The following is a 20,640-nucleotide window of genomic DNA, read 5'->3' on the forward strand; positions in this document are numbered from 1 at the left end:
GGGGAGCTCAGGCGTCGGGGGTCGGTGTGGCGCCGGACCCGGGGGCGGGCGGCTCGGCGGGCGCCTCGGCGTTGGTCGCCGGGCCCTGGGCCTTGCGCGCGGCCTTCTCCGCTTCCTTGTCGGCCTTCTTGCGTTTCTTCTCCTGCTCGCGCTGCCGCTTCTCGAAGGAATAGTTGGGTTTTGCCATGGCACGCAGCTTCGTGGGGGGATGGGGGCCCGACCATACGCCATGGCGGCGGCGGCACCGGCCGCTGCGACCCGGGTCAGGCCTTCAGGAACTCGGCCCCGGCGCCGTGCCAGCGCTCGACGTGCGCGCGCGCCGCGGCCGGGTGGTGCTCCAGCAGGCGGGGGGCGGTCTGCTGGGCCCAGGCCAGCAGCGCATGGTCGGTCGCCGGGTCGGCGAAACGCAGCAGCGGCGCGCCGGACTGGCGTGCGCCCATGAACTCGCCGGGGCCACGGATGTCGAGGTCGCGGCGGGCGATCTCGAAGCCGTCCTGCGTCTCGGCCATGGCACGCAGCCGCTCCTTGCCGGCGGCCGACAGCGGCGTCGCGTACAGCAGCACGCAGACGCTGGCCACCGCGCCGCGACCGACGCGGCCGCGCAGCTGGTGCAGCTGCGACAGGCCGAAGCGCTCGGCGTGCTCGATCACCATCAGGCTGGCGGCGGGCACGTCGACGCCGACCTCGATGACGGTGGTCGCCACCAACAGCGCCATGCGGCCGGCGGCGAAGTCGTCCATCACCGCGCTCTTCTCGGCCGGCGCCATGCGGCCGTGCAGCAGGCCGACCGCGTGGCCCGGCAGCGCCTCGGTCAGCCGCTGGTGCGTCTCGGTCGCGTTGCGCAGGTCGACGTGCTCGCTCTCCTCCACCAGCGGGCACACCCAGTAGACCTGCCGGCCGCGCGCCACCTCCTCGCGCACCCGCTGCACCACGCGCTCGCGCTTGTCGTCGGCGAAGAGCTTGGTCACCACCGGCGTTCGGCCGGGCGGCAGCTCGTCGATGGTCGACAGCTGCAGGTCGGCGTAGTACGCCATCGCCAGCGTGCGCGGGATGGGCGTGGCCGACATCATCAGCAGGTGGGGTTCCGGCCGTCCGGCCTCGCCCTGGCCGAGCTTGCGGCGCAGCGCCAGCCGCTGCTCGACGCCGAAGCGGTGCTGCTCGTCGACGATGGCCAGCCCCAGCCGGGCGAACTGCACGTCGTCCTGGATGACGGCGTGGGTGCCGACCACCAGCTGGGCCTGGCCGTCGGCGATGCGGGCCACGCCGTCTCGCCGTGCCCGGCCCTTGCGGCTGCCGGTCAGCCAGGCGGTCTGCACGCCCAGCGGCTCCAGCCACTGCACCAGCTTGCGGAAGTGCTGCTCGGCCAGCAGCTCGGTGGGCGCCATCAGCGCGCATTGCCAGCCGGCGCCGATGGTGATGGCCGCGGCCAGCGCGGCGACCACCGTCTTGCCGGAGCCGACGTCGCCCTGCAGCAGCCGGTGCATCGGCTGGCCGCGCGCCAGGTCGGCGGCGATCTCCTCCACCACGCGGCCCTGGGCCGACGTGAGCACGAACGGCAGCGCCGCCAGCAGCCTGTCGTGCAGGCCGTCCGGTGCGCGCTGCAGCGGCGGTGCCCGCAGCGCCGCACGCTCGCGACGCGCCTGCCACTGCGACAGCTGCTGGGCCAGCAGCTCCTCGGCCTTCAACCGCTGCCAGGCCGGGTGGCCGCGGTCCTCCAGCGCTTCGGCCGCACTGCCCGGCGGCGGCTGGTGCAGCCGCTGCAGCGCTTCGCGCAGCGTCGGCAGGCCGGCGGGCAGCACGCCGGGCGGCAGCAGTTCCTGCAGCGGCGCGCGCTGCAGCGCGGCGGCGATCGCCTTGCGCAGGTAGGCCTGCGGCAGGCTGGCGCTGGTGGGGTAGACCGGCGTCAACGACTCGGGCAGCGGCGCGCCCTCGTCCACCGCCTTGCAGGCGGGGTGGACCATCTCGCGGCCGAAGAAGCCAAGCCGCACCTCGCCGCGCACGCGCAGCCGGGTGCCCACAGCCCAGGCCTTCTGCTGGGAGGCATAGAAGTGGAGGAAGCGCAGCGTGAGGCTGCCGCTGCCGTCGCGCAGCCGCAGCACCAGCTGGCGCCGGCCGCGCAGCTCGACCTGGGCCGAATCGACCACGCCTTCGACCTGCGCCACCTGGCCCTCGTGGGCGGCGGCGATGGGCACGACCCGGGTCTCGTCCTCCCAGCGCAGCGGCAGGTGCAGCGCCAGGTCGATGTCGCGCTTGAGGCCGAGCTTCTCCATCGCCTTCTGCGGCGCCGACTTCTCGGCCGGTGCCACCGCGCGCCGGGCGGTGGACGGTGCCGATGCTGATGACACGGGGGCGCGTCGGAGGCGGTCGGGCCGGGCATGGAACAATTCTGCCCCCCGCACCCGATCAGGCCGGTACAGCCTGCATCCCATGAACCTGCCCGCCGCCCCCCGCGACGGTCGCGCCCTCACCCTCGCCGACTTCGACTTCCACCTGCCGCCCGAGCTCATCGCGCAGCAGCCCGCGCCGCAGCGCAGCGGCTCACGCCTGCTCGACGGCCGGGCGCTGCCGCCGGTGGACCGCGTCTTCCGCGACCTGCCGTCGCTGCTGTCGCCGGACGACCTGCTGGTCTTCAACGACACCCGGGTCATCAAGGCGCGGCTGTTCGGTCGCAAGGCCTCGGGCGGCGCGGTGGAACTCCTGGTCGAGCGGCTGCTGCCGGACGGCGAGGTGCTGGCGCACCTGCGCGCCAGCAAGAGCCCGAAGGCCGGTGCCGTGCTGCGCCTGGCCGACGCCTTCGACGCCGAGGTGCTCGGCCGTGCCGGCCCGGACGACGCGCTGTTCCGTTTGCGCTTCCCCGGCGATCCGCTGGCGCTGCTGGAGGCGCACGGCCACGTGCCGCTGCCGCCGTACATCACCCATGCCGACGGCGCGGAGGATGCCGAGCGCTACCAGACCGTCTTCGCCGACAAGCCCGGCGCGGTGGCCGCGCCCACCGCAGCGCTGCACTTCGACGAGGGCGTGCTGGCGGCGCTGTCGGCGCGCGGCGTGCCGCGCGCGGCGGTGACGCTGCACGTCGGCGCCGGCACCTTCCAGCCGGTGCGGGCGGAGCACATCGCCGAGCACCGCATGCACAGCGAATGGTTCGAGGTGCCGGCGGCCACCGTGCAGGCCATCGAGGCCTGCCGCGCCCGCGGCGGCCGCGTCACCGCGGTGGGCACCACCACCCTGCGCGCGCTGGAGTCGGCGGCGGCCGGCGGCACGCTGCAGGCCGGCGCCCGCGACACCGACATCTTCATCACCCCGGGCCACCGCTTCCGCGTCGTCGAGCGGCTGCTGACCAACTTCCACCTCCCCAAGAGCACGCTGATGATGCTGGTGTCGGCCTTTACCGGCCATGCGCACATCCGCGCGCTCTACGACCATGCGGTGCGCCAGCGCTACCGCTTCTTCAGCTATGGCGACGCCATGCTGCTGGACCGCCAGGACCCCTGACCCACCTTGCCGATGCTGCAGTTCGAACTCCTCAAGACCGAGGGCCTGGCCCGGCGCGGCCGCCTGACCCTGAACCACGGCGTGGTCGAGACGCCCATCTTCATGCCGGTGGGCACCTATGGCACCGTCAAGGGGGTCACCGCCTCGTCGCTGGAGGCGATGGGCGCCCAGATCATCCTCGGCAACACCTTCCACCTGTGGCTGCGGCCGGGGCTGGACGTGCTGCGCCAGTTCGGCGGGCTGCACCGCTTCGAGGGCTGGCAGCGGCCCATCCTCACCGACTCCGGCGGCTTCCAGGTCTGGTCGCTGGGCGAGATGCGCAAGATCAGCGAGGAGGGCGTGCGCTTCGCCTCGCCGGTCAACGGCGACAAGCTCTTCCTCACGCCCGAGGTGAGCATGCAGGTGCAGACGGTGCTGAACAGCGACATCGTCATGCAGTTCGACGAGTGCACGCCCTATGAGACCGGTGGCCAGCGCACCACCGAAGCCGAAGCCCGCGCGTCGATGGAACTGAGCCTGCGCTGGGCCGGGCGGTCCAAGGCCGAGTTCGATCGGCTGGGCAACCCCAATGCGCTCTTCGGCATCGTGCAGGGCGGCATGTTCGAGCCGCTGCGCGAGGAATCGGCGGCACGGCTGGCCGAACTCGACCTGCCCGGTTACGCCATCGGCGGCGTCAGCGTCGGCGAGCCGAAGGAGGACATGCGCCGCATCGTCGCCCACACGCCGCAGCGCCTGCCCGCGCACAAGCCGCGCTACCTGATGGGGGTCGGCACGCCGGAGGACCTGGTCGACGGCGTGGCCCACGGCGTCGACCTCTTCGACTGCGTCATGCCCACCCGCAACGCCCGCAACGGCCACCTCTTCACCCGCTTCGGCGACCTGCGGCTGCGCAACGCGCGCTACAAGACCGATGAGTCGCCGATCGACCCGAGCTGCACCTGCCACGCCTGCGCCGGGGACGGGCGCAGCCCCGGGGTGAGCCGGGCCTACCTGCACCACCTGGACCGCTGCGGCGAAATGCTCGGCCCCATGCTGGCCAGCGTGCACAACCTGCACTACTACCTGAACCTGATGCGCGAGGTGCGCGAGGCGCTGGACGGGGGCCGCTTCGAGGCGTTCGCCCAGCGCTTCGCCGAGGACCGCGCGCGCGGGGTGTAGCGGCCGTTCGGGTACAGGCCTTGCCCGACTTCGGGGCCGGCGGCTGCCGCAGGCCGCCCTTCCCCAGGAGCAGGCCCCCATGACCCCATCCCGAAACCCGAAGCAGGTCGACGCACGCCACGAAGGCAGGGCCGAGGCGCCGCAGGACAAGCTGCCCACCTACCAGGAGTTGCTGGACGAGGCGCTGGACGAAACCTTTCCGGCCAGCGACCCCATCTCGCCCAGCGCCGCCATGCACGCCGCGGAGGCGGTCACCACGCCGGTGGACGACACCGACTGGAAACTGCAGCCGGGTGCGTTGTCGCCCGCCCCGCCCGAGGATGCGGACGACCCGGAGCGGAAGGACGCCGCCGGTCCCGCCTGAAACCTCCTTGCGGGGGCTCTGGCGAGCAAGCTGTTCGCTATGCGAACAGTGGGCTTGACTTTCTTACAGTGGGCTGACGATGCTGGGCGCTCGATTCCCCACCCATGGTGACCGCGTGCCAGCCCCAACCCCCGCCTCCACGCCCCTTGACGAAGACCTCTACGACCAGCCCGGCCACTTGGTGCGCCGCGCGCAGCAGATCGCCGTGTCGATGTTCCACGAGCGGGTGAGCGCGCAGGTCACGCCCATCCAGTACGCGGTGCTGCGCGCCCTGCACTTCGCACCGGGGTTGGACCAGGTGACCCTGGCCCGGCGGGTGGCGCTGGACACGTCCACCACCGCCGAGCTGTGCGCCCGGCTGGAGGCCAAGGGCTGGATCGTGCGCGAGTTGCTGCCGCGGCGGCAGCGCCGCCTGCTGATCACCGCCGAAGGCGAGCGCATCTTGCTGAACCTGCTGCCGCGGGTGCACCAGATGCGCGACGACCTGCTGTCCCCGCTCGAGCCCGAGGAGCGTCAGGAGTTCATGCGCCTGCTGGTCAAGTTCGTGCAGGTCAACAACGAGCAGAGCCGCGCACCGCTGCGGCGCAGCGATGCCGACGATGCGGCGGTGCGGTCATCGGTGGCGCTGCCGCACCCGGCGGTCCACGACGGCCAGAACGTCGCCGCCTGAGCGGCGGGCGACCGCGGCGTTGCCCTTCATCCCCGGGGCGCGCCGTGGGTAGCCGCTGGTTACACTGCCGGCCGATGTTGCGCGTCCGCATCGTTGCCGTCCCATGAACGTCCCCGCCTGGCCGTCGCGCCGCGGCGTGGGCCTTCCCCATCGACAGCCGCAGGCGGACCACGGGATGCGGCGGTGACCCGTCCCGAGGCCGATACCGGCTGGCGCGACACCCTGCTGCGTTGCCGCGCCGTGTGGGCGGTGGTCGCCGACCTGGCCCTGCAGCCTCGCCCCCGGTGGGTCATCGGCGCGGTGCTGCTGCTGGCCAGTGCGGGCCTCGTCGCCGCGAGCGTGCGCCAGGGCCTGCTGATCGCCATGGCCGTGGCGCTGGTGCTGGGACTGCTGTGGACGGCGTTGCTGCTGTCGCTGTCTCGGCTGGCGCAGGAACGGCGCGCGGCCGTCGGTTCGGTGGAGCAGCTGACGCGCTCCCTCACCCCCTCCGGCCGGTCCTCGCGGCAGGCCTTCCAGCGCTCGGTCCATGCCAGCACCCAGCCGGCCACCGCGCTGCTCACCGAACTCAGCCAGGAAGTGGCGCAGGTGCTGTCGGACAGCGAGCGCCGCTGGCACGCGCGGGCCCGCTTGTCGGCCGACTGGTACTGGGAAACGGACGACGCGCTGCGGGTGGTTTGGGTGTCCGAGGACCTCAAGTCCCATGTCAAGCTGGGGCTGCAACCCGCCGACCTGCTGGGACGCCGCCTGGACGAGGTGCCGTTCTACCAGCCGCCAGAGGGTGGCTGGGCGGCGCTCGCCGAGCGCATGGCGCAACGCAAGTCCTTCCGCAACGTCGAGATCGAGGTGCTGCGGCCCGGCCGCTCGGTGGTGTGGACCTCGATCAGCGGACGGGCCCGCCACGATGCCGCCGGCCGCTTCCTGGGCTACGACGGCATCGGCCGCGACGTGACCGAGCAGCGCCTCGCCTTCAAGCGGCTGCGTGACAGCGAGCGGCGCTTCGCGCTGATCGCCGAGCTGTCGCTCGACTGGTACTGGGAGACCGATGCCGAGCACCGCATCGTCAGCTTCGGCGCCCGCGCCCGCGAGCTGCTCGGCGAGCGCGCGCTCGCGGCCATCGGCAAGCCCCGCTGGGAGGCGTACGCCGAGGGCGCGCTGCCCGAAGCCTGGGCGGCGCACCGCGCCGACCTGCAGTCCCGGCGAGCCTTCCGCGAGCTGGAGTTTCGCGTGCGCACGGCCGGCGGCACGGTGTGGCTGTCGGTGAGCGGCGAGCCGCGGCTGGACGGCGAGGGCCGCTTCACCGGCTACCACGGCATGGCGCGCGACATCACGCTCTACAAGCGCGCCGAGCGGCTGTTGATCAACCGCAACGCCGAGCTGGAGCGGCTGGTGGCGCAGCGCACCGCCGAGCTGGCGCAGAACAACCGCGACCTGGAGGCGTTCTCCCGCCAGCTGGCGCACGAGCTGCGCACGCCGATCGGCCACATCGTCGGGCTGGCCGACCTGCTGCGCGCACGCGCCTGGGAGCGGCTGGGCCAGGAAGAGCGGGAATGGCTGACGCTGCAGGGACAGTCGGCGCGCGCGATGTCGTTCACCGTCACCTCGCTGCTGGAGCTGGCGCGTTCGGGCACGATGCCGGTGGAGCGAGAGCGGGTCGACCTGAGCGCGCTGGCCTGCGCCGTCATCGCCGAGCTGCCCTGGCTGGAGCGGCGGTCGCCGGTGCAGTGGCACATCGAGCCCGGCGTGCTGGCCGACTGCAGCGGTTCGCTGATGCGGGTGGTGCTGTTGAACCTGCTGGCCAACGCCGCCAAGTTCACCCGCGACGTCGAGCGGCCGGAGGTCGGCTTCGGCGTCCGCGGCGAGGGCGACCGCCGCGTCTTCTACGTCCAGGACAACGGGGCGGGGTTCGACGAGGCGCAGGCGGGGGCGCTGTTCCAGCCCTTCGTGCGGCTGCACGACCCCGGCGAGTTCCATGGCACCGGACTCGGCCTGTCCATCGTGCGCCGCGTGGTGGAGCGGCATGGCGGCACCGTGCGCGCGCATGGCCAGCCGGGGGTCGGCGCCTGCTTCGAGTTCAGCCTGGCCGCCGCGGCCGCCCCCGACATCGCCGCCGCCAACACCGTGACGGACCGCTTGGCGCCGGCGCCACAGAGCGGGGTTAGCCCCGATGCCGCCAGCCGTTCCGCTGCCTAAAGTTCGCGCACTCGCGGTGCGGCCGGCGATGGGGTGAGCCCCGACGCGACGCCGCTGCCCCGGGGGCCGAGGAGACAAACGGCTCGCCCGATGACCTGACAAGGGCGCGGGCGGTGGTGAGACCAAGCAGCACGACGAACCAGCAGAAGAAGCGTTCCGCCCGACGCAGCGCCCGCCCGACCGGGCCGCCGTCGGCCAGCGAAAGCAGACAAGTTGAAACAGCGCCCGTGACCCGGGCGCTTTTTTTGGCATGGCCGCCGGCCCGCATCTGCCACGATCCGTCCGTTCCTCCGCCTTCGAAAGTCCGCCCATGCCGGTCGACCCGCAACTGCGCCAGCTCGAGATCGACATCCCCGCCCAGCCCGACGCGCTGGTCAGGCTGTCGCTGCTGCTGGCCGAGGACGACATCGACCTCATGGCCGCCTCCACGCTCATCGAGTCCGACATGGCGCTGGCCGCGGCGGTGATGAAGGCGGTCAACTCCTCGCTCTACGGCCTAAAAGGCCGGGTGCAGACGGTGCAGCAGGCGCTCACCTACCTTGGCATGCGGGAGGTCGCGGCCATCACCTTCGAGATGGGGCTGCGCGCGGCCTTTCCGCCGGCGCCCGAACTCGAGCCGCTGTGGCAGCGCGCCTCGCGGCGCGGCCTGCTGATGGGCCGCATGGCGCAGCAGCTGGGCGTCGACGCCTGGGCCGCCCATTCGGCCGGCCTGTTCGAGGAGTGCGGCAAGGCGGTGCTCTTTCGCCATTCGCCGCAGCACTACCGGCCGATGCTGCGCGCCGCCACCGACGACATGGAGCTGGTGACGCTGGAGCACGCCGGCTTCGGCGTCAGCCACGACGCGCTGGGCGCCGCATTGTGCGAAAGCTGGGGCCTGGCCGCGCCGGCCGCCGCCAGCGTGCGCTGCCACGTCGCCGTGCAGGCCGGCAAGGACCTGCCGGTGACGCTGCAGCGCCGCGGGGTGGCCGCCCTGTCGGCCATCGTGCACAGCCTGATGAACCGCCCGGACGCGCTGGACGAGACCATCGACCGCATCGCGCCGCAGGTGCCGCTGGACGGCGAACTGGTGCGCCGCGCCGCGACCCGGGTGCAGGAGCAGCTGGAAACCCAGGCCGGCTGAGCGGCGGCCCCGGCGGATCAGTCGACCTTCGCGCCCGACACCTTCACCACCTGGGCCCATTTGGCGGTCTCGGCGGCGATGAAGCGGGCGAAGTCGGCGCTCGGCATGCCGCTGGGAATGGCGCCCTGCGACAGCAGCCGCTCCTTGAGGGCGGGCGCCGCCATCGCCCTGGCCGTTTCCTGCTGCAGGCGCTGCACCGTCTCCGCCGGCATGGCCGCCGGCGCCAGCAGGCCGAACCAGGAGCTGGCCTCGTAGGTGGCCAGCATCGGGCCGCCGGCCTCGGCCACGGTGGGCAGCTCGGGCAGGGCCTGTGAGCGCTGGGCGCTCGTCACCGCCAGCGCCTTCAGCCGGCCGCTGCGGATGTGCGGCATCGCCGACGGCAGGTTGTCGAACATGAGGTCGACGTTGCCGCCCATCAGGTCCAGCAGCGCCGGACCCGACCCCCGGTAGGGAAAGTGGACCATGAAGGTCCCGGTCTGGCTCTTGAACAGTTCGCCGGCCAAATGGATGGAGGTGCCGTTGCCGCTGGACGCCATGTTCAGCCGCCCGGGGTTGGCCTTGGCATGGCGCACCAGGTCGGCCACCGACTCGATCTTGGCCGCCTGCGCCTTGGCCGGGTTGAGCACCAGCACGTTGGGCACCGCGGCGACCAGGGTGACGGGCGCGAAGTCCTTGATCGGGTCGTAGGGCAGGCGCGGGTACAGCGCCGCGTTGATGCCGTGGGTGCCGACCGTGCCCATCAGCAGGCTGTGGCCGTCGGTCGACTTGGCGACCTCGGCGCTGCCCACATTGCCGCCGGCGCCCGGCTTGTTCTCGACGAGGAAGGGCTGGCCGAACACCCGCTGCAGTTCCGGTGCCAGCGCGCGCGCCAGGATGTCGGTGGTGCCGCCGGCGGCGAAGGGCACCACGATGCGCACCGGCTTGGTCGGCCAGGGCTCGGTGCCCCGCGCCGGCACGCAGGCCAGCGCGGCCGCCGACACCAGCCACTGCCGCCGCCCGAAGGTGAATGAGGCCATGCCCGTCTCCTGAATCGTTGTGATGGCAGGAGTGTGCACAACCGCACCGGGCGCCGCCGTCGCCGACGGGACCCGTGCCGGACTTGACTCAGCGCCGCCGCCGCAGCAGCGCGTGCAGCGCGATGGCGCCGAAGGTCGCGGTGCCGATGCCGCCCAGCGCGAAGGCGGCCTCGCCGCTGCCGAAGCGCAGGGTGAAGTCGCCGGTGCCCAGCACCAGCGTGATGGCGACCACCAGCAGGTTCGCGGGCTGGGAGAAGTCGACGCGGTGGTCGACCCAGATCTTCGCCCCGGCCACGGCGATGAGGCCGAAGACGACGATCGACACGCCGCCCATCACCGGCAGTGGCAGCGCCTGCAGCAGCGCGCCGAACTTGGGGCTGAAGCCGAGCACCACGGCCACCGCGGCGGCGACGACGAACATCGCGGTCGAGTAGATGCGGGTGGCGGCCATGACGCCGATGTTCTCGGCATAGGTGGTGACGCCGGTGCCGCCCACCGCGCCGGAGACCATCGTCGCCAGCCCGTCGCCGACGAAGGCGCGGCCGATGTCGCGGTCCATCGAGCGGCCGGTCATCGCGGCCACCGCCTTCAGGTGGCCGAGGTTCTCCGCCACCAGGATCACGGCCACCGGCACGATCAGGCCCAGCGCGCGCGGCTCGAACACCGGCGCGGTGAAGGCGGGCAGGCCGAACCACGCGGCGGCGGCCACGCCGGACAGGTCCACCGGCTTGCCCAGCCCGAGGCCGTTGGTCAGCAGCGCGTAGATCAGGGTCGCCACCAGCAGGCCGACCAGGATCAGCAGCCGCTGCACCAGGCCCCGGCTGACCACCGCCACCAGCGCGACGCTCACGAAGGTCAGCGCCTGCACCCAGGCGTCGAAGGGCGTCGGCGCCATCGTCTTGATCGGGATGCCGGCCAGGTTCAGGCCGATCACCGCCACCACCGCGCCGGTGACCACCGGCGGCATCAGCGTGTCGATCCAGCGGGTGCCCACGGCGCCGACGAGCGCCCCGATCAGCGCGTAGACCACGCCGCAGGCCACGATGCCGCCCAGCGCGACGGGCAGGTTCGGGTTGGGCCCGCTGCCCGGGTGCCCGGTGGCGGCGATGACCACGCCGATGAAGGCGAAGCTGGAGCCCAGGTAGCTCGGCACCCGCCCGCCGGTGCAGGCGAAGAAGATGAGCGTGCCGATGCCGCTCATCAAGATGGCGAGGTTGGGGTCGAAGCCCATCAGCAGCGGCGCCAGCACGGTGGCGCCGAACATCGCGACGACGTGCTGCACGCCCAGGGCCACGGTCTGCGGCCAGGGCAGCCGCTCGTCCGGCGCCACGGTGCGGCCCGGCGTGGCGACCACCGGCCGCCAGGAGGGAACCCAGCTCATCCGACCTCCGTTCGTGCGTGAAGACGACGTGAAAACGGCGCCATGAGCGGCGCCGTGACGGCAGTGTAGGCCGGTCGGGACTGGCGGCCGCGGTGACGCGGCCCGGGGGTCAGCCGCGCTCGAACTTGAAGCTGAGCTGGGCCGGCGTGCCGCGCGAGGTCAGCACCGACGGCGGGGTGGCCGCGCGGACCGGCGTCAGCCGCTGCACCGGGCGCTGGGTCGAGGGCATCACCCGCCGGGCGGTCGGCACACCGGCGGCGGACGGTTCACACACCGGCTGTTGCGGCGGCAGGCGCAGGAGCGAACGCAGGGACATCGTGGACCTCGGGTGGCTTGGCGCGCGCGATGGGTGCATGGGACGTGCCAGCGCGCCGGCCGTGCCCGAGCGTGATCGGCATCACGCCGGCGACGCGAAGGGCGACCTTTCGCGTCACCCGCGACCGCCGGGGGCGACGCAACGCGTCAACCGCCGGCCACGCGGCGGTGGTCTCAGGCGGCCACGCGCCCGGCCAGGCCACGCGGCACCGCGTCCAGCAGGCGCCGGGTGTAGTCCTCGCGCGGGGCGGCCATCAGGGCCTCGGCGTCGGCCTGCTCGACCACCCGGCCGTCCTTCATCACCAGCACCTCGTCGGCCATGAAGCGCACCACCGCCAGGTCGTGGCTGATGAAGACATAGGCCAGGCCCAGCCGGTCCTGCAGGTCCTTGAGCAGGTTGAGCACCTGCGCCTGCACCGACACGTCGAGCGCGCTCACCGCCTCGTCGAGCACCAGCACCTCGGGCTCCAGCGCCAGGCAGCGGGCGATGGCGATGCGCTGGCGCTGGCCGCCGGAGAACTCGTGCGGGTAGCGGCCCAGGGCCGAGGCGTCCAGCCCCACCTGCCGCAGCAGCGCCAGCGCGCGCGCGCGGCGGTCGGCCTCGCCCTGGCCCAGGCCGTGGATGCGCATCGGCTCCATCAGCGTCTGCGCGATCTGGAAGCGGGGGGTTCAGCGAGGCATAGGGGTTCTGGAAGACGATCTGCACCCGGCGCCGCAGGCGCAGCTTGCCGGCAGGGTCGAGCCGGCTCACGTCCTCGCCGTCCAGCCGGATCTCGCCGCGCACCGGGCCGCCGCTGGGCTCGTGCAGCTGCAGCAGGGCCAGGCCCATGGTGGTCTTGCCCGAGCCGGATTCACCGACCACGCCCAGCGTGTGGCCGCGCCGCAGGCGGAAGGTCACGTCCTGCACCGCCTTGAACTCGCGGCGGCCGAACACGCCCTGGCGCAGCCAGAAGGACTTGTCGAGGCGGCTCACCTCCAGCACCACCGGCGCCTGCGGGTCCTTGGGCCGGGCCGGCGTCGCCGCCACCGAGGCGGGTGCGTCCACCGCCCGCAGCCGCGCCGGCTTGTGGTCCAGCGGCGGACGGCAGGCGAGCAGCGCCTGGGTGTAGGCGTCCTCGGGCGCGTGGAAGACGCGCTCGACGGCACCCTGCTCGCGCACCTCGCCATGGCGCATCACCACCACCCGGTCGGCGATCTCGCCGACGAGGCCGAGGTCGTGGCTGATGAACAGCAGGCTCATGCGCCGGCGGGCCTTCAGGCCGGCCAGCAGTTCGAGGATCTGCCGCTGCACCGTCACATCGAGTGCGGTGGTCGGCTCGTCGGCGATCAGCAGCGCCGGCTCGCAGGCCAGCGCCATGGCGATCATCACCCGCTGCTGCTGGCCGCCGGAGAGCTGGTGGGGAAAGGCGCGCAGCCGCCGCCGCGGCTCGGGCAGGCCCACCTCCTCGAGCAGCGATTCGGCGCGCGCCAGCGCTGCCCGGCCGCCCAAGCCGAGGTGGCGCTGCAGCGGCTCGATCAGCTGGTCGCCGACGTTCATCACCGGGTTGAGCGAGCCCATCGGGTCCTGGAAGACGCAGGCGATCTCGCGGCCGCGCAGCGCGCGCAGCTCGGGCAGCGGCATCGCCAGCAGGTCGCGGCCGCGCCACGGCGCGCGGCCGTGGACCTCGGCGTTGTCGGGCAGCAGGCCGAGCAGCGACATGGCCGTGACCGTCTTGCCCGAGCCGGACTCGCCGACCAGCGCGACGGTCTCGTTCTCGGCGACGTCGAAGCTCACGCCCTTGACGGCCGCCTGCCGTTCGACCTGGCCGCGCGGGCCGACGCGGAAGTCCACCCGCAGGTCCTGCACCGACAACAGCGTCATTCGAGGCCCCTCAGTTTCGGGTCCAGCGCGTCGCGCAGCGCATCGGTCATCAGCGAGAAGGCGGTGACGAAGACGGCCATGAAGGCGGTGGCGGTGGCCAGCTGCCACCACACGCCGAGGATGAGCTCGCTCTGCGCCTCGGCCAGCATGGTGCCCCAGCTCACCTGGTCCACCGGCACGCCGAGGCCGAGGTAGGACAGGATCACCTCGGCCTTGATGAAGCCCACCGCCAGGATGGACAGCTGCACCAGGATGACGTGGCTGACGTTGGGCAGGATGTGGCGGAACATGCGGCTGGCCCGGCTGGCGCCGATGGCCTCGGCCGCGCGCACGTACTCGCGCACCGCGTGCTTGAGGAACTCCGCGCGCACCAGCCGGTACACGCCCGTCCAGCCGGTGAGGCCGAGGATCAGCACCACGGTGGTGGTGCCGCGGCCCAGCACCGCCGCGAAGGCGAAGATCAGCAGGATGCCGGGGATGGAGGTGAAGACGTTGTAGACCCACTCCAACAAGTCGCCCACCTTGCCGCCGAGGAAGCCGGCCAGCGCGCCGAGCACGGTGCCGATCAGCGTGGCCACCACCGCCGCCAGCACGCCGACGAAGATGGAGACCTGGCTGCCCTTGATCGCCTTCTGCAGCACGTCGCGGCCGAGGCGGTCGCCCCCCAGCGGCAGCGTCTCGGCCTTGGGCGTGTCCTGTTCGCGGTAGTCCTCGGCCTTGGCCGCCCATTCGCGGTAGCGCGGCGCCAGCGGGTCCACCGGCGACAGGTCGAGCGGCGGCCCGGTGGGCGCGGCGGTGCCACCGGTGGCCTCGGGCTCGGCCGGCCCCATGAAGGTGGGCGGTGCGTTGGACACCCCCACTTCGGCCTGCCAGTCCGCCGCCACGCCGCCCAGCGCGGCGACCAGGATGAGCAGCCCGAAGGCGATGACCACCACCAGCGAGCCCATGCCCACCCGGTCGGCTGCGAAGCGCCGCCAGGCGGCGCGCCACACGCCTTCGGAGCGCTGGATCGCCGGCACCGCGGCGGCGGGGAGGGCGCTCATCGCAACACCACCCGCGGGTCGGCCCAGCGGTAGAGCAGGTCGGTCAGCACGTTCACCACCATGGTGATGAAGGCCAGGTAGATGGTCACCGCCTGGATGACCGGGTAGTCGCTGCGGTTGACCGCCAGCAGCACCTCGCGGCCGATGCCGGGGATGGAGAAGAACACCTCGATCAGGAAGCTGCCGACGAAGATGCCGGGCAGGCTCATGCCCAGGTTCGTGAGGATGGGGATCCAGGCGTTGCGCAGCACGTGCTTGAACAGCACGGTGCTCTCCGACAGGCCCTTGGCCCGCGCGGTGCGCACGTAGTCCTGGCCGATCTCGTCGAGCAGGAAGCTGCGGTACAGCCGGGTCTGCGGCGCCAGCGACACCAGCGCGGCCAGCAGCACCGGCAGCGGCGCGTAGACCAGCAGGTTCGTCCACACGCTGTCGCTCCAGCCCTGCACCGGGAACCAGCCCAGGCGGAAGGCGAACAGGTACTGGCCGACGATGACGTAGACCAGGAAGGAGATGGACAGCGCCACCGTGGTGGCCACCATGATGGCCCGGTCGGTGAGCGAGCCGCGCACCGCCGCCACCGCCAGGGCGAAGGGGATGGCGAGGAAGGTCTCCAGCAGCAGGATGGGCACCATCACCGTCAGCGTCGCCGGCAGCCGGTTGAGGAACAGCTCGGCCACCGGCTCGTTGGTCGCCCAGCTCTTGCCCCAGTCGAAGCTGACGATCTGCTTGGCGAAGATGCCCAGCTGCACCCACCACGGCTCGTTGAGGCCCAGCTGCTGGCGGATGGCGTCGACCGTCTCCGGCGTGGAGTTCAGGCCGGCCAGGATCTCCGCCGGGTCGCCGCCGAAGCCCTTGAAGAGGGCGAACACCAGCAGCACCACGCCGACCAGGGTCGGCACCATCTGCCACAGGCGGCGGATCAGGTAGGCCCACATGGGGGCGCAGTGTAGGGGCGCCGCTAGACTGCGCCGTCGCCCAGATGTGAAAGCCGATCCCAGCGATGAACCTGCCTTCGTGGACCCGTGCCCTCCCGGCGTTGCTGGTCGGCGCCCTGCTGGCCTGGGCCGCGGCGGCCGGGGCGCAGCCGGCCGCGCCCAAGGTGCTGCGCTACGCCTTCAACGCCGCCGAGACCGGCTTCGACCCGGTGCAGACCAGCGACGTCTACTCGCGCATCGTCACCGTCCACATCTATGAGTCGCTCTACAAGTACGACCACCTGGCGCGGCCGTACAAGATCAAGCCCAACACCGCGGCCGCGATGCCCGAGGTGTCCGACGACTTCCGCACCTGGACGGTGAGGATCAAGCCCGGCATCTACTACACCGACGACCCGGCCTTCAAGGGCCGCAAGCGCGAGCTGGTCGCCGAGGACTACGTCTACCAGTTCAAGCGCGTCTACGACCCGCGCTGGAACAGCCCGGCGGTGGTCAGCCTGGAGGACGAGGGGATCATCGGCCTGATGGACCTGCGCCAGAAGGCGCTGAAGGAGAAGAAGCCCTTCGACTACGACACGCCGGTGGAGGGCCTGCAGGCGGTCGACCGCTACACCCTGCGCTTCAAGCTGCGCGAGCCGCGGCCGCGGTTCCTCTACGGCCTGGCCGGCGCCGAGGGCATGGCGCGCGAGGTGGTCGAGTTCTACGGCGACCGCATCATGGAGCACCCGGTGGGCACCGGCCCCTTCGTGCTGAAGGAATGGCGGCGCAGCTCGCGCATCGTGCTGGAGCGCAACCCGAACTACCGCGAGGTGACCTACGACGCCGAGCCCGCCGCCGACGACGCCGAGGGCCAGGCGCTGCTGGCGCGCTTCAAGGGCCGGCGGCTGCCGATGGTCGACCGGGTGGAGGTGTCCATCATCGAGCAGTCGCAGCCGCGCTGGCTGGCCTTCCTCAACGGCGAGCACGACTTCCTCTACGGCCTGCCCAACGAGTACGCGCCGCAGGCGGTGCCCAACGGCAGGATCGCGCCCAACCTGGCCAAGCGCGGCATCGTCGCCCACCGCCAGCCGGGCTCCGACGTGACGGTCACCGTCTACAACATGGAGAACCCGCTCATCGGCGGCAACGCCGCGGCGAAGGTGGCGCTGCGCCGGGCGCTCAACCTGGCCTACGACGTGCAGCGCGAGATCCAGTCGGTGCGCCGCGGCCAGGCGGTGGCGGCGCAGTCGGTGATGTCGCCCAACACCTCGGGCTACCAGCCCGACCTGGTGACCGAGAACAGCCTCACCGACGTGCCGCGGGCCAAGGCGCTGCTCGACCTCTACGGCTGGCGCGACCGCGACGGCGACGGCTGGCGCGAGACGCCCGACGGCCAGCCGCTGGTGCTGGAGATGCTGAGCCAGAGCGACCCCAACAGCCGCCAGCTCGACGAGCTGTGGAAGAAGAGCACCGACGCGCTGGGCGTGCGGGTGGCGATCAAGGTGGCGCAGTGGCCGGAGAACCTGAAGGCGGTGCGCGCCGGCAAGTTCATGATCTGGCGCGTCGGCTCCAGCGCCTCGTCGCCCGACGGCCAGGGCTCGATGGAGTTCGGCTACGGCCCGTCGGCCGGCAAGGGCAACCTGGCGCGCTTCGAGCTGCCGGCCTACGACACCCTCTACGACCGGCTGAAGCAGCTGCCCGACGGGCCGCAGCGCCAGGCCGCCTTCCTGGAGGCCACCCGGCTGCTGGTGGCCTATGCGCCCTACCGCTTCAACGTGCACCGGCTGGTCACCGACCTCACCTATGCGCCGCTGGTCGGTTACCGCCGGCCGCTGTTCTGGTACGACTGGTGGCAGTACGTGGACATCGACCCGTCGCTCAGCCCCCGCTGAGGTGCTCCGTGCCGGCCGGACCGTCTGCTGCCGGCCATAATCGCCCGTCCTCCGCGCGCGGTCCTTCACGGCCGGCCCGCCAGTGCATGCCTCTGCCGCCTTCCGTCGCCAGTTGCTCGCCGCCATCCCGCGGCTGCGCCGCTATGCGCGCACGCTGGTCTACGACCCGGCGGCCGCCGACGACCTGGCGCAGGCCACGCTGGAGCGGGCACTGGCCCGCTGGCGCCAGTTCGACGCCGGCCGCGACCTCGTCGTCTGGCTGCTCTGCATCGCCCACAACCTGCACGTCGACGAGCACCGCCGCCAGTCGCGCTGGCGGCCGCTGGAGGCGGACGAAGCCGACGCGCTGGCCCACGAGCCGGCGCCGCCGGTGGACGTCGGCCTGCGGCTGGACCTGGTCGCCGCCCTGCGCCGCCTGCCCGACGACCAGCGCGAGGCGCTGCTGCTGGTGGTGGTCGAGCAGATGAGCTACGCCGAGGCCGCCCAGGTGCTGGGCGTTGCGGCCGGCACGGTCATGTCGCGGGTGTCGCGCGCGCGCGCCCAGCTGCGCCGGCTGCTCGAGGCTCCCGCGGGGCGGGTGTCGCCGCCGCTGCGCCGGGTGGTGTGACATGAGGCGCCCAGGCTCACCCGCGTTCGCTGCCCCCCAGGGGGCGCTCGGTGCCCTCGGGCGGCCGGGCGGCACTGACATGCCGAACAAGGTCGACGACGCCCTGCTCAGCGCCTGGCTCGACGGCGAGCTGAGCGGCGAGCAGCAGGCCGACGTGCAGCGCTGGCTGGACGACCATCCGGAGGACGTGCGCCGCCTGCAGGCCTGGCGCCGCGACGACGAGGCGCTGCGCGAGCACTTCGACGCCACGCTGGACGAGCCGGTGCCCGCGGCCCTGCGCCGCCGGGTGCTGCCGGTGTCGGTGGGGTCGCCGTCGGCCGGCTGGCAGGTCGCCGCGGCGGTGGCGCTGCTGCTGGTCGGCGGGCTGGCCGGTGGCGGCCTGACCTGGCATGCCCTGGCCGACCAGGCGCGAGAGCAGGCGGTGCGCGAAGCGTCGGCCGCGGCCTGGCCGCGCCGCGCCGCGCAGGCGCACCTGGTCTACGCGGTGGAGCAGCGCCACCCGGTGGAGGTGGCGGTGGCCGCCGACGATCCGCTGCTGCAGCGCCAGCAGGAGGAGCACCTGGCCCGCTGGCTGACGCGCCGGCTCGACGTGCCGGTGCGGCTGTTCGATTTCCTGCCGCAGGGCTACTCGCTGGTCGGCGGGCGGCTGCTGCCCGACGGCCCGGCGCCCGGCGCCCAGCTGATGTACCAGCGCGCGGACGGCGAGCGCATCACCCTCTACCTGCGCCGCCCCGAGAGCCCCGAGCCGGCGGCCTTCCGCATCGACCGCGAAGGCCCGACCACCGTGCTGTACTGGGTCGAGGACCGCATCGGCTTCGCCCTGGTCGGGCGGCTGTCCCGGCAGGAGCTGACGGTCCTGGCCAACCTGGTGTGCGACCAGCTGAAGCAGCCGTTGCCCACCCGGTGACCGCCCGCGGCGGGACGGCCGGTGCGCGGCTGGCGGGCGCCCACCGCCTGCTCGCGGTGACGCTGCTCGGCTTCGCCTCCGGCCTGCCGCTGGCGCTCACCGGCCAGGCGATGCAGGCCTGGCTCAGCGTCGAGGGGCTGGACATCGCCACCATCGGCTTCCCTGTCGGTGGTCGGACTGCCCTACACCTTCAAGTTCCTCTGGGCGCCCCTGATGGACCGCTTCGAGCCGCCGGGACTGGGCCGGCGGCGCGGCTGGCTGGTGGCCAGCCAGCTCGGCCTGGCCGGGGCGCTCTTCGCCATGGCCGCCACGCCGCCCACCGGCGCGCTGGCCGCCTTCGCGCTGCTGGCGCTGGCAGTGGCCTTCCTGTCGGCGTCGCAGGACGTGGTCATCGACGCCTACCGCACTGACCTGCTGGCGCCGGCCGAACGCGGGATGGGCGCTTCGCTGAGCGTGCTCGGCTACCGGCTGGCGATGATCCTGTCCGGCGGCGTGGCGCTGATCTGGACCGACAGCGCCCGCGGCGGCGGCTGGACCTGGCCCGAGGTCTACCGCGCCATGGGCTGGCTGATGGCGGGCGCGGCCGCCGTCTCGGCGCTGCTGCTGCCGCGGCTGCGCCACGCCGCGGCGCCGACCAGCGTGGCGCGGCGCGACCTGCTGGGCTTCGCCGCGGTGGTGGCCGCGGTGGCGGCGGGCGTGCTGCTGTCCGCCGGCATCGGCCGCGACGCGGCCGCCGCGCTGGTGGGCAACGGATCGGCGTGGGCGCCGGTGCTGGCCCAGGGGCCGCTCGGCTGGGGCGTGCGGCAGGCGCTGTCGCCCTGGGCCACGACGGCCGCCAACCCGGCGCTGGCGGCCAAGTGGGTCGACCTGGCGGTGCTGCTGGCCGGGCTGGGCGCCACGCTGCCGTTGGCCGCCTGGGCGGCGCGGCGGGCGCGTTTCCAGACGCTGCTCGACGGCCTGGGCAGTTATTTCGCCCAACCCGGCGCGGCGGCCTTCCTGGTCTTCATCGTGCTCTACAAGCTGGGCGATGCCTTTGCCGGCTCGCTGATGACGCCCTTCTTGCTGCAGGGGGTCGGCTTCACCTCGGCCGAGGTCGGCGTGGTCAACAAGGTGCTCGGCCTGTGGCTGACGCTGGCCGGCGCGCTGGTCGGCGGCCTGCTGATGCTGCGGCTGGGGCTGTGGCGCTCGCTGCTGCTGTTCGGCCTGCTGCAGGCGGTGAGCAACCTGGGTTTCTGGTGGCTGGCGGTGGAGGGCCGCGGCCTGATGCCCGGGCTGGTGCTGCCGGCCTTCGACTGGGGGTTCGTCAAGCTCGACCGGCCGACCCCGGTGGACGGTGGGCTGCTGATGGTCATCGCCTTCGAGAACCTGTCCGGCGGCATGGGCACCGCCGCGTTCGTCGCCTTCCTCATGGGGCTGTGCCACCAGCGTTTCACCGCCACCCAGTACGCGCTGCTGTCGGCGTTCGCCGCCATCGGCCGGGTCTGGGTCGGCCCGCTGGCCGGCGTGATGGCCGAGGCCGTCGGCTGGCCGGTGTTCTTCGTCGTCTCCACCGCGGCCGCGGTGCCGGGCCTGCTGCTGCTGGTGGCCCTGAGGCGCAGCGTGCAGGCGCTGGCCGTGGACCCCCGTGCCAGGGGGGTGGACGACTAGAACGGCGGCGGAACCGGGAACCGCGCACTTCCTTTGCCTTCCTAGAATCGCCCTCCCGCCCGA

At 72.9% G+C, this 20,640-nt stretch carries 17 protein-coding genes and 1 pseudogene; 10 read left to right on the plus strand and 8 right to left on the minus strand.

Going from position 1 to position 20,640, the window contains the following annotated elements:
* Nucleotides 1-7: 7 nt before the first annotated feature.
* Together LRS07_RS02630 and recG are read right to left on the minus strand one after the other, a co-directional pair.
* Entirely contained in the window at nt 8-187 is a 180-nt protein-coding gene (locus LRS07_RS02630) for a hypothetical protein (protein WP_260500476.1), read from the minus strand.
* 76 nt (nt 188-263) lie between these two features.
* On the minus strand, nt 264-2,429 hold the full coding sequence (gene recG / locus LRS07_RS02635) for an ATP-dependent DNA helicase RecG (protein WP_409450588.1): 2,166 nt from the start codon (nt 2,427-2,429) through the stop codon (nt 264-266).
* Here recG and queA point away from each other — a divergent pair.
* From queA to LRS07_RS02665, 6 genes are all read left to right on the plus strand, one after another.
* The gene (gene queA, locus LRS07_RS02640; protein ID WP_260500478.1) at nt 2,428-3,492 is read left to right on the plus strand and encodes a tRNA preQ1(34) S-adenosylmethionine ribosyltransferase-isomerase QueA; all 1,065 of its coding nucleotides are present in this window, start codon (nt 2,428-2,430) and stop codon (nt 3,490-3,492) included. The genes recG and queA overlap by 2 nt on opposite strands.
* Before the next feature lie 12 nt (nt 3,493-3,504).
* Nucleotides 3,505-4,650, plus strand: a complete 1,146-nt coding sequence (tgt, locus tag LRS07_RS02645; protein ID WP_260500479.1) for a tRNA guanosine(34) transglycosylase Tgt — start codon at nt 3,505-3,507, stop codon at nt 4,648-4,650.
* Between the two features lie 79 nt (nt 4,651-4,729).
* Complete coding sequence (locus LRS07_RS02650; RefSeq protein WP_260500480.1) at nt 4,730-5,014, plus strand: hypothetical protein; 285 nt, start codon at nt 4,730-4,732, stop codon at nt 5,012-5,014.
* 79 nt (nt 5,015-5,093) lie between these two features.
* Nucleotides 5,094-5,684: a MarR family winged helix-turn-helix transcriptional regulator gene (locus LRS07_RS02655; RefSeq protein WP_312028344.1), complete on the plus strand. Its 591-nt coding sequence runs from the start codon at nt 5,094-5,096 to the stop codon at nt 5,682-5,684.
* A 183-nt stretch (nt 5,685-5,867) separates the two neighbouring features.
* Complete coding sequence (locus tag LRS07_RS02660) at nt 5,868-7,874, plus strand: sensor histidine kinase (protein WP_260500482.1); 2,007 nt, start codon at nt 5,868-5,870, stop codon at nt 7,872-7,874.
* Nucleotides 7,875-8,184: 310 nt separating this feature from the next.
* On the plus strand, nt 8,185-8,994 hold the full coding sequence (locus LRS07_RS02665; RefSeq protein WP_260500483.1) for an HDOD domain-containing protein: 810 nt from the start codon (nt 8,185-8,187) through the stop codon (nt 8,992-8,994).
* Nucleotides 8,995-9,011: 17 nt separating this feature from the next.
* On the opposite strand, the gene LRS07_RS02670 is transcribed toward LRS07_RS02665, so the two are convergent.
* The 6 genes and pseudogenes from LRS07_RS02670 to LRS07_RS02695 all read right to left on the minus strand — a co-directional run bounded on the left by LRS07_RS02670 (nt 9,012) and on the right by LRS07_RS02695 (nt 15,545).
* On the minus strand, nt 9,012-10,010 hold the full coding sequence (locus LRS07_RS02670; protein WP_260500484.1) for a Bug family tripartite tricarboxylate transporter substrate binding protein: 999 nt from the start codon (nt 10,008-10,010) through the stop codon (nt 9,012-9,014).
* A gap of 88 nt (nt 10,011-10,098) precedes the next feature.
* Nucleotides 10,099-11,391, minus strand: coding sequence for a solute carrier family 23 protein (locus LRS07_RS02675; protein ID WP_260500485.1), 1,293 nt, complete (start codon nt 11,389-11,391; stop codon nt 10,099-10,101).
* 109 nt (nt 11,392-11,500) lie between these two features.
* The gene (locus LRS07_RS02680; RefSeq protein ID WP_260500486.1) at nt 11,501-11,707 is read right to left on the minus strand and encodes a hypothetical protein; all 207 of its coding nucleotides are present in this window, start codon (nt 11,705-11,707) and stop codon (nt 11,501-11,503) included.
* Nucleotides 11,708-11,880: 173 nt separating this feature from the next.
* Nucleotides 11,881-13,567: pseudogene (locus tag LRS07_RS02685) on the minus strand (ABC transporter ATP-binding protein).
* A complete protein-coding gene (locus tag LRS07_RS02690; RefSeq protein WP_260500487.1) occupies nt 13,564-14,610 on the minus strand; it encodes an ABC transporter permease in 1,047 nt (348 codons plus the stop codon). Before LRS07_RS02690 ends, LRS07_RS02685 begins: the two are co-directional and overlap by 4 nt.
* The gene (locus LRS07_RS02695) at nt 14,607-15,545 is read right to left on the minus strand and encodes an ABC transporter permease (protein WP_260500488.1); all 939 of its coding nucleotides are present in this window, start codon (nt 15,543-15,545) and stop codon (nt 14,607-14,609) included. Before LRS07_RS02695 ends, LRS07_RS02690 begins: the two co-directional genes overlap by 4 nt.
* Before the next feature lie 65 nt (nt 15,546-15,610).
* Between LRS07_RS02695 and LRS07_RS02700 the strand changes: the two genes are divergently transcribed.
* The 4 genes from LRS07_RS02700 to LRS07_RS02715 all read left to right on the plus strand — a co-directional run bounded on the left by LRS07_RS02700 (nt 15,611) and on the right by LRS07_RS02715 (nt 20,577).
* Nucleotides 15,611-17,416 (plus strand): ABC transporter substrate-binding protein, encoded by a 1,806-nt coding sequence (locus tag LRS07_RS02700; protein WP_260500489.1) that lies wholly within the window; start codon nt 15,611-15,613, stop codon nt 17,414-17,416.
* Nucleotides 17,417-17,528: 112 nt separating this feature from the next.
* On the plus strand, nt 17,529-18,023 hold the full coding sequence (locus LRS07_RS02705; RefSeq protein WP_260500490.1) for an RNA polymerase sigma factor: 495 nt from the start codon (nt 17,529-17,531) through the stop codon (nt 18,021-18,023).
* A gap of 79 nt (nt 18,024-18,102) precedes the next feature.
* Complete coding sequence (locus LRS07_RS02710) at nt 18,103-18,930, plus strand: anti-sigma factor family protein (RefSeq protein ID WP_260500491.1); 828 nt, start codon at nt 18,103-18,105, stop codon at nt 18,928-18,930.
* A gap of 168 nt (nt 18,931-19,098) precedes the next feature.
* Nucleotides 19,099-20,577, plus strand: a complete 1,479-nt coding sequence (locus tag LRS07_RS02715) for an AmpG family muropeptide MFS transporter (protein ID WP_312028345.1) — start codon at nt 19,099-19,101, stop codon at nt 20,575-20,577.
* Nucleotides 20,578-20,640 lie beyond the last annotated feature (63 nt).

It is taken from the genome of Aquabacterium sp. J223, from assembly GCF_024666615.1.
Lineage (GTDB): Bacteria > Pseudomonadota > Gammaproteobacteria > Burkholderiales > Burkholderiaceae_C > J223.

Coding starts and splice junctions, on each gene's coding strand:
- LRS07_RS02630 (WP_260500476.1), bottom strand. CDS start 187: ATGGCAAAACCCAACTATTCCTTCGAGAAGCGGCAGCGCGAGCAGGAG.
- queA (WP_260500478.1), top strand. CDS start 2,428: ATGAACCTGCCCGCCGCCCCCCGCGACGGTCGCGCCCTCACCCTCGCC.
- recG (WP_409450588.1), bottom strand. CDS start 2,429: ATGGGATGCAGGCTGTACCGGCCTGATCGGGTGCGGGGGGCAGAATTG.
- tgt (WP_260500479.1), top strand. CDS start 3,505: ATGCTGCAGTTCGAACTCCTCAAGACCGAGGGCCTGGCCCGGCGCGGC.
- LRS07_RS02650 (WP_260500480.1), top strand. CDS start 4,730: ATGACCCCATCCCGAAACCCGAAGCAGGTCGACGCACGCCACGAAGGC.
- LRS07_RS02655 (WP_312028344.1), top strand. CDS start 5,094: ATGCTGGGCGCTCGATTCCCCACCCATGGTGACCGCGTGCCAGCCCCA.
- LRS07_RS02665 (WP_260500483.1), top strand. CDS start 8,185: ATGCCGGTCGACCCGCAACTGCGCCAGCTCGAGATCGACATCCCCGCC.
- LRS07_RS02670 (WP_260500484.1), bottom strand. CDS start 10,010: ATGGCCTCATTCACCTTCGGGCGGCGGCAGTGGCTGGTGTCGGCGGCC.
- LRS07_RS02675 (WP_260500485.1), bottom strand. CDS start 11,391: ATGAGCTGGGTTCCCTCCTGGCGGCCGGTGGTCGCCACGCCGGGCCGC.
- LRS07_RS02680 (WP_260500486.1), bottom strand. CDS start 11,707: ATGTCCCTGCGTTCGCTCCTGCGCCTGCCGCCGCAACAGCCGGTGTGT.
- LRS07_RS02690 (WP_260500487.1), bottom strand. CDS start 14,610: ATGAGCGCCCTCCCCGCCGCCGCGGTGCCGGCGATCCAGCGCTCCGAA.
- LRS07_RS02695 (WP_260500488.1), bottom strand. CDS start 15,545: ATGTGGGCCTACCTGATCCGCCGCCTGTGGCAGATGGTGCCGACCCTG.
- LRS07_RS02700 (WP_260500489.1), top strand. CDS start 15,611: ATGAACCTGCCTTCGTGGACCCGTGCCCTCCCGGCGTTGCTGGTCGGC.
- LRS07_RS02710 (WP_260500491.1), top strand. CDS start 18,103: ATGCCGAACAAGGTCGACGACGCCCTGCTCAGCGCCTGGCTCGACGGC.